Here is a 14,751-nt window from a genome sequence, read left to right on the forward strand (position 1 = left end):
GGCCACTTAGGATTTCGGGATGAGTCGGAGAGAGCGCTCGGGGTCGGGAGGGAGCGGGGCCCCACGGTGGATCGCCTACGGGCGGTCCGCTCTCGTGCTGCTGCTGACGTTCAACTCGGTGCACCACGGTGCCCTGGCCGCCGGCGGGCGGTATCTGTCCCTGTGCCCGGCCGCCGGGGTGCTGTGCGGACTGGTCGTGCTGGTACGGGGGTTGCCCTGGCCGACCGCGCCCCTGGTGACCACCGCGGCGGTGGCCTGGTGGGGCGCGCCGATCATGCCGCTGCTGCTCGTCGCCCTGTTCGACCTGGCCGCGCAGCGCCGCGCCTGGGTGGCGGTGGGCTGCTCCGTCACCGCGCTCGGCGTCAACTTCGCCCGGAGCCCGGAGTTCTCGCTGTGGAATCCGCAGCAGTACGGCGGCACGCTGTTCCTGCTGCTGGCCGTGGTCGGCGGGTTGTGGGCGGGCCACCGGCGCCGCCTGGTGCGGGCGCTCAACGCGCAGGTCGAACACCTGCGGATCGAGCGGGAGTTGCGCGAGGAGGCGGCCCGCGCGGCCGAACGTTCCCGGATCGCCGCGGAGATGCACGATGTGCTGGCCCACCGCCTGAGTCTGATCGCCCTGCACTCCGGCGTCCTGACCACCAGGAACGACGCGTTGCCCGCACAGGTCGGCCAGCGGCTCGCGCTGCTGCGGACCGCCTCCACCGAGGCGCTGGCGGACCTGCGCGATGTGCTCGGCGTCCTCCGCGACCCGGATTCCGCCCGGGCCGCCACCGCCCCGGCGCCCGTCCTGCGCGGGGTGGAAGCGCTGGTCGAACAGGCCCGCGCCGCCGGGCAACAGATCGCGGTGCACCTCGACGGCCGTCCCGAACAGGCGCCCGCCACCCACCGACTGGCCGTCCACCGCCTGGTCCAGGAAGCGCTGACCAACGTCCGCAAGCACGCCGACGGCGCCCCGGTGACCCTCCGCATCGCCTACCGGCCACCCGCCACCACCGTGGAGGTCGTCAACGCCCCGGGCCCCCGGAGCCCCGATGCCGTCGCCTCCGGGTTCGGGCTCGTCGGCCTGCGCGAGCGCGTCACGGCACTCGGCGGCGAACTGCACGCCGGGCCCTGCGACAGCGGTGCCTGGCGGCTGGCCGCCCGCATTCCCCATCCGTCCGCCAGCGAGCAGAACGGCACCCGCACATGATCCGCGCCATGATCGTCGACGACGACGCCCTGGTCCGCCTGGGTCTGGCCGACCTCCTCGACGGCGATGCCGGCATCGAGGTGGTCGCCCAGGCGTCCGACGGCCTGCACGCCATCGAGCAGGCCACCGCCCACCGCGTCGACGTCGCCCTGGTCGACGTGCGCATGCCGCGTATGGACGGCATCGCCGCCACCGCCCGGCTGCGCGCCCTCCCCCACCCCCCGAAGGTGATCACCCTGACCACCTTCGACCTCGACGACTACGTCTACAACGCCCTCGCCGCCGGCGCCGACGGCTTCCTCCTCAAGGACACCGAACCGGCCGAGATCCTGCGCGCCGTGCACCTCGTGGCCGGCGGCTCCGCCATGCTCCACCCCGCCGCGGCCCGTCGGGTGATCGACCGCTTCCACGCCACCGGCCGGCCGCAGGCGACCGCCGCCCGGGCCCGCGTCGGCCGGCTGACCCCGCGCGAACACGACGTGCTGGCGCTGCTCGCCGAGGGCGGTACCAACGCCGACATCGCCGCCCGTCTGGGCATGCGCGAAAGCACCGTCAAGGCCCATGTCAGCCGCATCCTGGCCGCGTTGGAGGTCACCAACCGCGTGCAGGCCGCCCTGCTGGCCCGCGACGCCGGCCTCACGACCTGAGCGGCGACGCGGGCAGGCGGGCAACGGTCTCCGCTCACCGGGCAGTTCGGCCCCGCCGTCGTCGTCAGCGGCCGCCGGCGCCCCGCCCCGCGACGGGCCTCAGCCCGTCCAGGGTGAGGTCGAGGAGGCGTTCGGCCTGGTCCCGTTGGTCGGGCTGCGCCGAGGTGAGGGCGATGCCGGCGAGGGCGGCGAACATGTCGGTCGGGCGGATGTCGGTGCGGATCACGCCGGCTGCCGTTCCGGCGTCCATCAGGGAGCACAGGGCGCCCTGGATCATCTCGCGGCTGTCGGCGTAGGGATTGGCCCCGGCGGCGATGACGGCGCGCAGGGCGTCGGCCATGCCGAGCTTGGCGGTGGCGTAGTCGATGAAGCGTCGTGTCCAGGCGCGCAGTGCCTGATCGGGCGGCATGGTCGCCAGGAGGCCGGGGACGGCGTCGCACAGCCGGGCGACCTCGTTGCGGTAGGCCGCTTCGATCAGGGCCTCCCGGGTCGGGAAGTTCCGGTACAGCGTGCCGCTTCCCACGCCCGCTTCCCTGGCGATGCGTTCGAGGTGCGCGTCCAGCCCGTCCTCGGTGAACACCCGCACCGCCGCGGCCAGGATCTTCTCCCGGTTGCGCTGGGCATCGGCCCGCAGCGGGCGTTCCGCGGCTCGTGCCATCGGTCGCTCCTTCTCTTCGAGGGTTGCCAAATGGAGGCGCCTCCATTTAGCGTTCAGGCGAAGTGGCGGAGCCTCCGCTTTCACTCTAGGCCATGGGCACGGTCCGCCCTGCCCGCTCTCCTCCTTCGGAAGGACTGTCCATCATGTCGGGAATCCAAGGCAAGGTCGTGGCGATCACCGGCGCCAGCAGCGGCATCGGCGAGGCGACGGCGCTCCTGCTCGCCGAGCGCGGCGCACGGGTCGTCCTCGGGGCACGCCGCGCGGAGCGCCTTGAGGCCCTGGCCGCCCGCATCGGGGCATCCGGCGGCGAAGCCGCCTGGACCTGCACGGACGTGACGCGCCGTGCGGACCTGACCCGACTCGTCGAGCTGGCCCGGGACCGCTACGGCCGGCTCGACGTCCTCGTCAGCAACGCCGGGGTCGGCCCGATCTCCGCCCTGGACGACCTGCGCGTGGAGGACTGGGAGCAGATGATCGACGTCAACTTCAAAGGCGTGCTGTACGGAATCGCCGCCGCGCTGCCCGTCTTCCGGGAGCAGGGCTTCGGACACTTCGTCAACACCGTGTCCACCGCGGGGCTGCGCATCGTGCCGCTCCAGTCCGTGTACGCCGCCACGAAGAACGCCGTCCGCACCGTCTCCGAGGGCCTGCGCCAGGAAGCCGGCGACAGCCTGCGGGTCACCGTCGTCTCACCGGGCCTCGTCCGCACGGACTTCGCGGATCAGATCGATCCGCAGGTGCGGGCCCGGATCCTCGACCGGTTGGACCAGGCCGGCCTCTCGCCCGACGCGGTGGCCCGCGCCATCGCCTTCGCCGTCGAGCAGCCGGACGGCGTCGACGTGGGAGACATCGTCGTCCGCCCCACGGCCCAGAGCTGAGACGGGGCAGGTTGTCGGGACGCCCTGACGGGGACGGGCGGTGTGCGTCATGCTGGGCCTGCCCGGCAGGTGCGGGGCAGGGGTGAAAGCGCCAGGTCGGGGGTCCGATGGTTCCGGGAACGGTGGCACAGCTGACCATTCTGCTGGTGCTCGTGCTGCCCGGCGTCTTCTACCAGGCCGTGCGGGAGCGGCTGCTCGGCGGCCTGGCCACCGAGCAGGAGCCGCAGAACCGGCTGGTGCGCGCCATCGCCGCGGGGGCGCTGCTGGACGCGGTGTATGCCGTGGCGGCCGGGCCGTGGCTGGTCGAACTGCTCGCCGGCGGAGGGCACGGGCCGCTCGTGGGGGTGTTGCGGCACCCCCGAGCCGCCGGGGCGGCCGCGTTGCTGTTGGTCGTCGTGGTGCCGTCCGCCGTTGCCTGGGCGGAGGCCGCCTGGCTGCGCCGGCGGGCGTCCGCGCGGTACGAGCCCACGCCGACCGCCTGGGACGCCCTGTTCCATGACCGCGGGTCCTGCTTCGTGCGGGTGCGGCTCAAGAGCGGTCTGTGGGTGGGGGGTTGGCTCGGATCGCGGTCCGCGGTGTCGGCGTATCCGCAGGCCGGCGACCTCTATCTGCAGGCGCAGTACCGGATGGGGCCGGACGGCAGGTTCCTCGGGCGGGTGCCCGGTACGGCGGGCGTGTACGTGCGGGCGGCCGAGGTCGACGTACTGGAGGTCCTGCTGCCGCCGGCGGCGGGCGCGACGGAAGGAGAGGGCGATGACGGACCGGAGCGGTGACGACGAGGAGTTGGCGGAACTGGTCGGGGAGTTCTCGTCACGCAGGACCTACCGGCCCACCGACGACCTGGCCGAGCCCGAGGAGATGCCACCGGCGGCTTCGGGGGCGGCGATGGGGGACGCGGGCGGGACGGGCTCGGCGGGTGGGGAGCCGGCGACTCCGTAGCGGAGGCGGCGGGATGACGGAGGCGGGCAGAGGAGAGCGGCGGAGGTTCAGCAGCGGTTGAGCGGTCGTTCGGGTGCGGTCCCGGTTCAGGCGCCGGTGTGGATGTGTGCTGCCCAGAGGTGCGGAGCCCGGGCGAAGCGGTCGCGCAGCGAGCGGAGGGGATGGTGCAGGGCCGACGCCGGGTCCAGGGGGCGGTGGTGGGTGAGGTCGTCGCAGAGGGCGGCGTAGAACTCCTCCATGAGGTGGGTGGCCAGCTTGTCGGAGACGGTCCACAGGGTGCCGATCACATGCGGGTATCCGGCGAGTTGGAAGGAGGACGCCAACTGGACCGCCTCGTCGGGCAGGGTGATGCCGCCCTGGGAGGTGGAGCAGGCGGACAGCACGGCGAGTTCCGGGTTGCCCGGGCGTTGAGCGGCGGCCTGGAAGGCGGTGAGCCGGCCGTCGTGGAGGATCAGCCCGCTGTCCGAGGGGGTGAGCAGTTCGCTGACGCCGTGACAGCTGAAGTGCACCCAGGAGTGTGCGGCCAGTGCCCGGCCCACGGCCTCGACCGTGGCGTCGGGGCCGGTCAGGAACCGCCCCGCGGGGAACAGGTCGGCCAGCAGGGCCGCCTCGCGCGAGGCGCCCGGTAGCGGAGTGCCGCCCGGGGTCTCGGCGAGGGCGACGACCAGTGGGGCGGGGCGCGACCGGGGAGCGCGGTCCAGGCGGCTGCGCGCCTGGAGCAGGGCGCGCACGGTGGGTGTGTACGAGGAAACGGCGCGGTCGAGGACCCACGTGCCGGAGTCGGGTCCACCGCGGCCGGCCGCGTGCAGCGGCAGGAAGGACAGCCAGCCGGTGGGGCACCACCACACCCGCGGCCAGGCTTCGCCGTCGTCCGGGACGGTCCGCAGGCCGAGCCGGTCCAGGACGGGCGCGGCGACGGTGTCCCACAGCCATTCCAGGGTCTCGGTGAGGGTGCGCATCGCGGTGACGGCGCGGGGGACGCCGTGTTCGCCGTACGCCTCGTCGACGCCTTCGATGAAGGCCGCCGCTCGGTCCAGGACGGCGCCGGGGTCGAGGCCGGGCAGCGGGAGCACCTCGATACCGGCGTCGGCGGTCAGCAGGAGGGCGTCGGAGCGGTAGGCGCTGACGTTGAGGACGACGACCGGGCCGTCGGCGGCGGAGGTGAGCAGGTGCGGCAGCGCGGGCGGGCGGAGGAAGTCGGCGAAGCCGGGCAACGCCCGTATCTCCGCGAGGAGTTCGTCCCAGCGACGGGCCAGGGCGTGCCGGGCCTCGGCGTCGCGCCCGGACCGCTGCGCGGCGTGCGGAGGGACGACGGTGCCGGCGGAGTCGAGCATCGCCAGCGGACGCGCGGGCGCGCTGAGGTGCTCGCGGAGGTCTTCGAACTCGGCGGCGAGGGCCGGGGCGACGGCGCGCAGCCGGGAGGCGTCGGTGCGGTTCTCCAGGCTCTGGGCGAGCAGCACGCCGCGCCCCTGTTCCAGGAGCGCCAGGGCCCGCGCGGGGTCGCCGGCGCGCAGCGCGAGTGCGGCGGCGTCGCTGGCCAGACCGGTGCTGGCGCGCAGCCGGTCCTCCTGGTCGGTGCGGGCGAGGCTGCGCGGGGCGAGGTGCGGCAGCAGTTCGACGGCGTAGGCGTAGCCGTCCAGGGCGCCGGACTCCCATCCGGCGTGGGCCGCCGCCTCGCCCCAGGTGCGGGCGGCCAACAGGCGGACGGGCAGGGGCGAGGCCGGGTTCTGCCCGGACTGCCGTGCCAGGTGGGCCGCCGCCTCCAGGTCGACGCGTTCGCCGAGCAGGGCGCGGCGCATCTGCGCGGAGGCCAGGACCCACTGGGCGCGGGCCTGGTCGGGGTGGCCGTCCGGGGTGCCGTCGAGGGCTTGCCGGGCGGCGGTGACCGACCGGTGCAGTGACTGCGCCACGGTGGGATCGGTGGCGTCCTCGGCGAGTTGCGCGGCGGCCAGGTGGGCGGCGGCGAGGTTGGTCAGGGCGAAGGAGCGCCAGGGGTGGTCCGGGCCGAGACCGGCGACCGCCGTTTCGAGGACCTGCCGGGCCTCGGCGATCTGCGGGGCGCCGGTGTGTTCCTCGGTGAAGGCGCGGTTCTGGAGCAGCAGCCCGAGGTTGAGCGCGGCGAATTCGGTGCCGAGGCGTTCGCCGTGGTCGCGTGCCATCGCCGTGCGCAGCAGCGTGGCCGCCTCGTCGGCGGCGGCGGTGTCGCCGGTGATGTCGTACCAGCCGCTCAGGGCCTCGGCGAGGTTGTTCAGGAGGCCGGCCCGGTCGAAGGCGTCCGGCGGGCCCTCGTCCACGGCGCGGCGGGCCACGGCGACGCCCTCCTCCTGCCAGGTGCGGTCGCCGGTGATCTGGGCGCGTTGGATCAGGGCGACGGCCAGGTTGGTCAGGATGTTGCCGTGTGCGGCGTGGCCGGTGGGCACGGTGGCGGCGGCCTCCCGGAGCCGGTCGATGGCCGCGTCCATGAGTGCCTCGTCGCCGGTGTCGGCGGCGCGGCCCCATGCGGCGTGGCCGAAGCTGGTGAGGACGAGGAAGCGGTCGTCGGAGGACGCGGGGGTGGCGGCGAGGGCGGTGGCGTACTGCTCCAGTGCCTCCGTGCGGATCCGTTCGTCGCGGGTGGAGTAGTAGTGCTCCATCAGTCCGTTCGCCAGGCCGAGCAACGCCCCTGGGGCGGTTGGTCCGGCCGATGTGGTGCAGGCTTCCCGGTGCCACTGGATGGCCTCCCGGAGCGGTGCGCGGTCGCCGGTGAAGCGGGTGAGGGAACGCAGCGCGTGACCGAGGCGGGTGAGGGCGCCGGGCCGGCTGGGCGTGGTCGGTCCTGCGCTGGTCACCGCCTCCCGCAGCACCTCGACGGCCTCCGTCAGCAGGGCCCGGTCCGAGCGGACCTCCGCGAGGTGTTGGAGGGCGTCGCCGAGGTTGCCGAGACGGTGCACGCGGAAGTGGTCATCCGGTGGGGTGAGGACGACGGCGGCGCGGTGGGCCCGGACCGCCTCGGCCAGCAGGTCGATGTCCCCGGTGCGCCTGCCGAACGTCGCCAGGGCGGCGCCGAGGTTGGAGTGGCGTACGGCCCTTTCGGAGGCGCCGGTGCGCGGTGCGCAGGCCAGTGCCTCGCGCAGCAGCCGCAGCCCCTCTTCGTAGAGCCGGGCGGTGCCGGTGTCGGCGGCGCGCTGGAGGTGGGCGCTGCCGCAGTCGGAGAGGTACTCCGAGCGGCGCAGGTCGTCGGCCGGGAGCAGGGCGATGCCCCGGCGCATCTCGTCGGCCCCTTCCTGCCAGGCCGCCGGGGCGTCGAGACCGGCGCGGCCGGCGAGGGCCATGCCGAGGGCGAACCGTACGGCGGCCTCGAAGGTGCGGTTGGGGGGCGGCAGCGCCAGGCAGGCACGGAAGCAGTCGTTCGCCTCGTCGGCGACGTGGGTGTCGATGTCGGTGGGCCGTCCGGCCCCGATGTGGCCGTCGTTGCGGCCGGTGGCCGTCAGGCACCGGGCGAGTTGGAACAGTACTCCGGCCCGCTCCGCGGAGTCTTCCGGTACCTCTCCGGCGAGGTCGCGCAGGAGGGCGATCGGCTCGGCGAGGTCGTCGGGGGTCCGGGTGGCGAGCGCGCGCAGCCGCGTCAGGTCGGCGAACTCCGTGCCGCGGAAGACGCGTTGTCGGCGGTCCTCGGACGGCGTGGTCTCGAACGCCCGCCGGGCGAGCGCGACGGCTTCGTCCAGATCGGCGAGCCGGCCGGTGGCCGTGTTGCGGGAGCGCAGCACCCCGGCGAGGACGACGCATGCCTGGGCGTGCACCGGGTGGTCCGATGGTGCGCTGTCGACGGCGTCACGGGCGGCGGCGTACGCGTCGGCCAGGGCGTCGGCGCGGTCGGTGCGCAGGGCCCGGCCTTCGAGGACCAGGCCGAGGTTGGTGAGGTAGACGGCGCGCTCGACGGGGTTGGGGGCGGCGTCGGCGGCGCGGCGACAGGTGGCGATGGCCTCGTCGTACAGGTCGGCGTCGTCACCGCCTTCCATGGCGCGCATGATCAGGGCGAGGCCCAGGTCGGACAGCACGGCGGCGGGCTGCGAGGTCGGGGTGGGCGCGGCGGCCGCGGCCCGCAGGAGGTCGATCGCCTCGGGCAGCAGGGAGGGGTCGTCGAGGGTGAGCGCGGCGGTGGCGAGCGCGGAGCCGAGCGAGGCACGGAACAGCAGGTGGTTCGGCGTGTCCGGGGAGCAGAGCCGCACGGCCGTCCGCAGGACGGCGACGCTCTCCCGGGCCGCTTCCGGGTCCTTGGTCGCACTGGCCCGGAGTCGGAGGGCGAAGCCCAGGTTGCCGTGTCTGCGGGCCTGTTCGTCCTGGTCGACGGGGTCTGCCGCGACGGCGGCGCGGTGGAGTTGGACTCCTTCGGTCAATGCCTCGGGGCCGGCGCCGTCGCGGTAGGCGTGGACGAGGACGAGTCCGAGGTCGGACAGGCAGGTGCCCTGTTCGGCGCTGCCGGCGGGGAAGCCGGCGGTGGCGTGTCGCAGCAGGGTCTCGGCGGCGCGAGACGCGGCGGGGTGCCGGCTCTGTTGATGGACGAACGAGGCGCCGACGCCGGCTTCGTAGGCGAGGGAAGGGTCGGTGGCGGCGCCGGCGGGTCGGCCGGCGAGGGTGTCCAGGAGCGGGCGCAGGACGGGAGGCAGGTGGCCGAGGTCGCCCAGGCCGGCGAAGGACAGCACGGCCGAGCCGAGCGCGGCCCGGTCCTGGCCGTCGCCGGCGAGGTAGCGGCACCAGTCGGCGTAGGCGAGGGAGTACAGCGCCAGGGCCCGCACGCTGCCGTCGGGGAGCACGGCGTCGGCCCGCACCGCCTCGACGGCCGCGGCGGCCTCCGGGCCGAGGAACCAGCGAAGGGCGTCGGGGTCGGCATCCACCCGCTCCACCCGCTCCAGGATGCGGCGGGCCGCGTCCTCCGCCGCCATGTGATGGGCCGTCATCCGGTGGTCCTCCCTCCGGAGGCGGCGGATCCGGCGTCGGGAACGTCCCGGGCCGGCAGCCGCGCTCCCCGTCGGCGCACGACCAGCGCCCAGGCCGCCACGGCGGCGCCCGCGTTCCCGACCTGTATCCGGCCGGCCTGCGTGCGGTGCGCGTCCCCGTTCCCCACGTCCGCCGGCTGCACCATCACACCCCCGTTGGCCTGTTCCGCCACTGCAGATTTCGCACCGTGGTTCCCCACAGCTGTCGATCTACGGCTCGATCGTGCGGCTGCCGCGGTGGACCACACTACGGCGGTCGGTCGGGATACGGGGGCGAAAGGGAGCGGCATCCCGGGCGCGGGGCGTCCGCGCGGCAGACGGAGCGCACGGTGCGCACGTCATCGGGTGGCGAGGTTCGGCGGCCTCGCCAGACCCGCCCTGCGGTAAGGTCTCCACACCGTGATCACCTTGCGACCCACCGACCTCGCGCGCGAGCACGGCATCTCCGCCCAGGCGGTCCGCAACTACGAGCGGGACGGTTTCCTGCCACCCGCCGAGCGCACCCGCAGCGGCTACCGGATCTACACCGCGGTGCACGCGGCAGCGCTCCGCGCCTTCCTCGCGCTCGTCCCGGCCTACGGGCATGCGACCGGCGGCCAGATCATGCACGCACTGCACCGGGACGCGCTCGACGACGCCCTGGCGCTCATCGACCGGGGTCATCACCAGTTGCTCCGGGACCGGGAGACGCTGGACGCGGTGCGCAAGGCGGTGGATCACCTGACCGCGGAGTCCGTCGCCGCGGAAGCACCCGCCGGGGCTCCCGCGGCATCCGCCGAGGCCCGGACCATCGGCGAACTCGCGCACCGGCTCGGTGTCACGCCCGCGACCCTGCGCAAGTGGGAAGGTGCCGGCATCCTCGTCCCGGCACGGGACCGCGTCACCGGATACCGCCTCTTTCGCACGGGCGACATCCGCGACGCGGAGCTCGCCCACCTCCTCCGGCGCGGGGGCTATCCGCTGGACCACATCTCCACCGTGGTCCAGCAGATCCGCACCGCCGGCGGCACCGACACCCTGGCCGACGCCCTGGACGACTGGCAGCGGAAGCTCACCGCGCGGGGCCTGGCCATGCTCGGCGCGGCCGCGCTGCTCGACGCGTACCTGCGGGTGCGCTGACGGGGCAGTGCCGGCGGCGGTCGCCGGGCACGGCGCAGCGTGCCCGGCGACCGACCGGTTCAGCAGCCGGAGCGGTCCTCCGTCAACTCCCCCTGGGCCGTGGCCAGTGTCCGGTCGTAGCAGGTACCCGGACCGTGGAGGCGGTAGCGCTCGCGGGAGACGCCGGTGGCGTGCCGCTGCTCGCGGGGCACGTTCTGGTGGTACGCGGCGTCGCCGGTGTAGGTGTCGTCCGACCGCGCCCAGTCGGTCACCCGGCCGCCCCGCAGGGTGGCGTGGTCCGCGCGGTCGCCCATGGTCATGGTGGTGCGCAGGCGGTCGCCGGTGCCGACGGTCGTCGCGCCGTCCATGGTGTAGGCGCGCCGGGTCGCGGTGGTGGTCGCGGGGCCGGAGCCGCGCACGGTGACCTTCTCGTCGTCGTGCCAGCCTGCCCGGAGCGCGTCGGTGGACTCGTCGGCGTTCCAGCGGTGCACGAAGTCGGCGGCGAGGCTGCGGTCGACGGTCGTGGTGACCCGGCCGTGCGAGGTGTCGAGGTATCCGGCGACCGTGAGGGAGTGTCGCCCCTCGGCGGTCAGCCGGCGCTCGTCGCCCGGCTCGTACGCCGTCCTGTTGACGGGGTCGCTCTCCCGGCGGGTGAGGAGCCCGCCGGTGACCCGCGCCGCCTTGGCGTCCTGCCAGACCAGGATGTTGGTGGGGGTGCTCCAGCCGTCCTGCCCGGCGGGCAGTCCGACGACCGAGACGGCGATCCGGTGCGGACGTCCGTCGTTCAGCCGGGCGGCGAAGGGCGTGAGGTCGTACTCGACCGGGTGGACGTCGAAGGCGCGGGGGCTGGGTATCACGTACCACAGGAACGGGTTGGACCAACCGCCCGTCCACACGGTCGGGTAGGGCGTCGCGATGCCGGCGAGCTCGCCGTCCACCGTCACCTGCACCTCGCGGTACGGGCCGTCCTTGGCCTTGCAGGAGTACGACGCCGGGTCCGGCACCGTCAGGTACCAGAACTCCTCGCAGCCGCCGCCCGATCCGGTGGCGTACACCTCCGCGACGATGCGTTCGCTGTTGCGCGGCGTGGTCAGTCGGCCCTCGTACACCGCGCCCTTTGTGTGGGCGCCCTGCAGGGTGAGGACCTTGTCGGGGGTGGCGGCCTCCTTCACCGGACCCCGCGCGGTGTAGAAGGTCAGCGTCGCCTTGACCTTGATGACGCCGGTGTAGGTGCCGTCCACGGTGTTGCCGATGAGCATCTCGACGGGCTGGCCGACGCGCAGCGTGGGGGCGTACCGCGTGACGTCCTTCTCCACCTTCCAGGTGATGCCCTCGGGAGAGGGTTCGGGCGTCGAGGTGCGCAGGACCTCCACGCCGCCGATGTGCAGATAGCCCAGGCGGTCGAACTGCCGCCCGGCGACGGACCCTTCGAGCCGCAGGACGACCTTGTTCCAGCGGTGTCCGCACTTGGCGGGCGGGGTGTAGGTCCCCTTGTAGGGCGTGTAGTCGCGGAATTCGGTGTCGGCGACCGTCACTTGGCAGGACGGGGTGTCCGGGACGGAGACCGGTGGACCCGCGGTGACCGGGTCGTGCCAGTGGGTGCCGAACTCGGTGGGCGGCTCCGCGGCGGTGGCCGGGGCCACTCCCAGCACCAGGCCGGTGACGGCGGCGCACAGAGTGAGAAACACACGTCTCATGGGACAGGAGTGAAGCGCGTCGTGCTCCCGCACACCAGTGCCCCGTTGGCCGGATCCGGCGCCGGCACGAAAAAGCGCGGGATCGCGCCAAGTGGAGGCCCTCGCCGGGCAGGAGCGGTACCGGACGATCCCGATCAACGGGACCCACGCCATCAGCAGGGTGGGCCCGTTGGCGCCATGGACGGCCCCGTGCCCGCGCGCCCGCCTCAGTCCCGACCCGCGGTGCCGTCGTCCGTCGTGTCGGCGGGCGGGGCCGGCTGCGCGTCGGTGAGCAGCGGGAACAACCGGGTGATGAGCGCCACCGGACGGGCGCCTTCGGGCCGTGCCAGCGGGCGTTGCTCGCGGTCGCCGTAGGGGGCGAGTGCCTTGCGGATCGCAGCGGCGACCCGGCTCATCTCCTCCGGTGTCAGATAGGCCACGGCGCTGAAGGCTTCGTCGCGGCGCCAGTCGGCCGGCACCTGGCCGCGCTGCTCCAGCCAGCGCTGCCAACTCTCGTCCTCCAGGCCACGGGCGAGGTCGCCGAAGTCCTCCGCGGACGGGCCGGCCACGGGGGTCGACCGCCGCAGGCGCCAGGGACGCGCGCGGCCACCGCTGTGCGGGGCCTCTTCGATGTGGCCGTGGCGTGCGAGCTGCCGCAGGTGGAACGAGCAGAGCCCGGAGCTGTGGCCCAGTCGCGCGGCGGCCTCGGTGGCCGTGACGGTGCCGACTTCGGCGAGCAGGTCGAGCAGGGCGGTGCGGACCTCGTGCGCGGGCAGTTCCCCATCGGTCCGCGCGGTCCGGCCGGGCGCGGTGGTGAGGTCGTCTTCAGTCACTTTGCAAAGTCTGCTACTTTGCAAAGCTCCATGCAAGTCCGATGACCCGGCAGCACCGCACCGCCCGGCACGGCCGGCGGGCGGCCCGGGACGAGGGGGAAGCACGATGTCACGTCACACCGACCGGCCTGGTCCCGACGACCGGCGCGTCCGGGTCCAGGGCGAACCGGTCGACTCCCACCCCGCTCTGCCGCCGGAGGCCGAACGGGGGTCGGAACGCCGGATCACCGTGGTGGGCGAGGAGGTCCTGGGCCGTCCGTGCCGCGAGGTGACCGAGTTCGGCACCCCCGAACTCTCCGCGCTGATCGACGACATGTTCCTGACCATGCACATCGCCGACGGCGCCGGCCTCGCCGCGAACCAAGTCGGGGTGGATCTGCGGCTGTTCGTCTACGACTGCCCGGACGACCACGGGATCAGGCACGTCGGCCACCTCGTCAACCCCGTTCTCGAACTGCCCGATCCGGGACACCGCCGGCTGATCGACGATGCCGAGGGATGCCTGTCCGTCCCCGGCGCGACCATGGCGGTCCCCCGCACCGACCGGGCCGTCGCCCGGGGCTTCGACAAGGACGGCAGGCCCCTGGTGATCGAGGGCACCGGCTATTTCGCCCGGTGTCTGCAACACGAGACCGACCACCTCTTCGGCCACACCTATCTCGACCGGCTCGCCAAGCGGGACCGCAAGGACGCGCTGCGGCAGATGGACGGCCGCCGCGAGGCCGTCCTCGCCCAACGCGCCCGCAAGGCCGCACTCCTGAGCGGATGACCGGACCACGCGGCGCGGGCGCCCCGCCGCGCCGGATCTCGTCAGGGTCCACCGCTCCTTTGACGGTATTCGTCATCAATGCGGGTCTGGCTGTGGTTTCCCAGGGCCGCGGAGCGAGGGTGTGCGCGTGCCCAACGCACCGGAGGGACCGGTGGCGTCGGGGCGCGGGAAGCGGGGATGTCGATGAGTGCCGTGCGCAGGATTCTGGTCACGGGGGCGACGGGGAACGTGGGGCGCAGGGTGACCGCGGGGCTCGTGGCGGCGGGGGCGTACGAGGTCCGGGCGCTGACCCGGTGCCCGGAGACGGCGGCGCTGCCACCGGTGGTGGAGGTGAGGCGGGGCGATCTGTCCGACGCGGCCGGTCTGACGGCGGCGTCGGAGGGGGTCGACGCGGTCTTCCTGATGTGGCCGTTCCACAGTGCCGAGCCGGCCGACGCGGTCGTGGCGGCGATCGGCCGGCACGCGGATCGGGTGGTCTTCCTCTCGTCCGGATCCGTACAGGACGGCGTCGAGCCCGCTGCGCAGTCGACTCCGGTGGGCCGGTGGCACCGGGCCGTCGAGCGGCGGATCGAGGAGTCCGTACCGGCATGGACCCACCTGCGGCCCAGCGCCTTCGCCGCCAACACCCGGTGGTGGGCCGGGCAGGTCCGGGCCGGCGACGCGGTGCGGGGAGCCTTCGGCGCACTGCCGACGCTGCTGCTGCACGAGGCGGACATCGCGGACGTCGCGGTGCGGGCGCTGACCGAGGGCGGCCACGCCGGGGCCGCGTACGCCCTGACCGGGCCGGAGGTGCTGACCCAGGCCCAGCAGGTGCGCATCATCGGTGAGGTGCTGGGCCGCCCGCTCCGCTGGGAGGAGTTGTCCCGGGACGCCGCACGCCGACAACTCCTCGCCGACGACGGCTTTCCCGACACGTTCGTGGACCCGCTGCTCGACGGCTACGCGCAGATGATGACGGCGCCGCGCCCCACGGTCACCGGCACCGTCGAGGCCGTGACGGGCGCGCCGGCGCGCACGTACCGGGAGTGGGTGGCCGAGCACGCCGCGGACTTCGTCTGAGGGGCGGGCCCGGGAGACGTTCGGCCCGT

General features: G+C 74.2%; 13 protein-coding genes. 8 read left to right on the top strand and 5 right to left on the bottom strand.

The window, feature by feature from the left end; all coding sequences use genetic code 11:
* Positions 1-19 precede the first annotated feature (19 nt).
* Together MOV08_RS03140 and MOV08_RS03145 are read left to right on the top strand one after the other, a co-directional pair.
* Positions 20-1,189 (top strand): sensor histidine kinase, encoded by a 1,170-nt coding sequence (locus MOV08_RS03140; protein ID WP_275306102.1) that lies wholly within the window; start codon positions 20-22, stop codon positions 1,187-1,189.
* On the top strand, positions 1,186-1,836 hold the full coding sequence (locus tag MOV08_RS03145) for a response regulator (protein ID WP_039629322.1): 651 nt from the start codon (positions 1,186-1,188) through the stop codon (positions 1,834-1,836). Before MOV08_RS03140 ends, MOV08_RS03145 begins: the two co-directional genes overlap by 4 nt.
* Positions 1,837-1,900: 64 nt before the next feature.
* Here the strand turns inward: MOV08_RS03145 and MOV08_RS03150 are convergent, their stop codons facing one another.
* Entirely contained in the window at positions 1,901-2,494 is a 594-nt protein-coding gene (locus MOV08_RS03150; RefSeq protein ID WP_039629324.1) for a TetR/AcrR family transcriptional regulator, read from the bottom strand.
* A 143-nt stretch (positions 2,495-2,637) separates the two neighbouring features.
* Between MOV08_RS03150 and MOV08_RS03155 the strand changes: the two genes are divergently transcribed.
* The 3 genes from MOV08_RS03155 (at position 2,638) to MOV08_RS03165 (ending at position 4,311) form a co-directional block, all read left to right on the top strand.
* The gene (locus MOV08_RS03155; protein ID WP_039629326.1) at positions 2,638-3,372 is read left to right on the top strand and encodes an SDR family oxidoreductase; all 735 of its coding nucleotides are present in this window, start codon (positions 2,638-2,640) and stop codon (positions 3,370-3,372) included.
* A 122-nt stretch (positions 3,373-3,494) separates the two neighbouring features.
* Complete coding sequence (locus tag MOV08_RS03160) at positions 3,495-4,145, top strand: DUF6338 family protein (protein WP_275306103.1); 651 nt, start codon at positions 3,495-3,497, stop codon at positions 4,143-4,145.
* On the top strand, positions 4,126-4,311 hold the full coding sequence (locus tag MOV08_RS03165; RefSeq protein ID WP_039629331.1) for a hypothetical protein: 186 nt from the start codon (positions 4,126-4,128) through the stop codon (positions 4,309-4,311). Before MOV08_RS03160 ends, MOV08_RS03165 begins: the two co-directional genes overlap by 20 nt.
* An 86-nt stretch (positions 4,312-4,397) precedes the next feature.
* Here the strand turns inward: MOV08_RS03165 and MOV08_RS03170 are convergent, their stop codons facing one another.
* Both MOV08_RS03170 and MOV08_RS03175 read right to left on the bottom strand, forming a co-directional pair.
* A complete protein-coding gene (locus MOV08_RS03170; protein WP_275306105.1) occupies positions 4,398-9,248 on the bottom strand; it encodes a CHAT domain-containing protein in 4,851 nt (1,616 codons plus the stop codon).
* The gene (locus tag MOV08_RS03175; protein WP_275306106.1) at positions 9,245-9,433 is read right to left on the bottom strand and encodes a hypothetical protein; all 189 of its coding nucleotides are present in this window, start codon (positions 9,431-9,433) and stop codon (positions 9,245-9,247) included. Before MOV08_RS03175 ends, MOV08_RS03170 begins: the two co-directional genes overlap by 4 nt.
* A 253-nt stretch (positions 9,434-9,686) precedes the next feature.
* On the opposite strand from MOV08_RS03175, the gene MOV08_RS03180 reads away from it, so the two are divergent.
* The gene (locus tag MOV08_RS03180; protein ID WP_275306107.1) at positions 9,687-10,406 is read left to right on the top strand and encodes a TioE family transcriptional regulator; all 720 of its coding nucleotides are present in this window, start codon (positions 9,687-9,689) and stop codon (positions 10,404-10,406) included.
* Positions 10,407-10,465: 59 nt separating this feature from the next.
* Here MOV08_RS03180 and MOV08_RS03185 read toward each other — a convergent pair whose 3' ends face one another.
* Together MOV08_RS03185 and MOV08_RS03190 are read right to left on the bottom strand one after the other, a co-directional pair.
* Complete coding sequence (locus MOV08_RS03185) at positions 10,466-12,082, bottom strand: peptide-N4-asparagine amidase (RefSeq protein WP_275306109.1); 1,617 nt, start codon at positions 12,080-12,082, stop codon at positions 10,466-10,468.
* 206 nt (positions 12,083-12,288) lie between these two features.
* On the bottom strand, positions 12,289-12,894 hold the full coding sequence (locus MOV08_RS03190; protein ID WP_039629341.1) for an ArsR/SmtB family transcription factor: 606 nt from the start codon (positions 12,892-12,894) through the stop codon (positions 12,289-12,291).
* Between the two features lie 106 nt (positions 12,895-13,000).
* Here MOV08_RS03190 and def point away from each other — a divergent pair, with 106 nt between their 5' ends.
* Together def and MOV08_RS03200 are read left to right on the top strand one after the other, a co-directional pair.
* Positions 13,001-13,663 carry a peptide deformylase gene (def, locus tag MOV08_RS03195; protein ID WP_039629343.1) on the top strand — a complete coding sequence of 221 codons (663 nt, stop codon included), beginning with the start codon at positions 13,001-13,003 and terminating at the stop codon, positions 13,661-13,663.
* Positions 13,664-13,846: 183 nt separating this feature from the next.
* Positions 13,847-14,722, top strand: a complete 876-nt coding sequence (locus MOV08_RS03200) for an NAD(P)H-binding protein (protein WP_275311685.1) — start codon at positions 13,847-13,849, stop codon at positions 14,720-14,722.
* Positions 14,723-14,751 lie beyond the last annotated feature (29 nt).

The organism is Streptomyces yunnanensis (genome assembly GCF_029011865.1).
Taxonomy (GTDB): domain Bacteria; phylum Actinomycetota; class Actinomycetes; order Streptomycetales; family Streptomycetaceae; genus Streptomyces; species Streptomyces yunnanensis.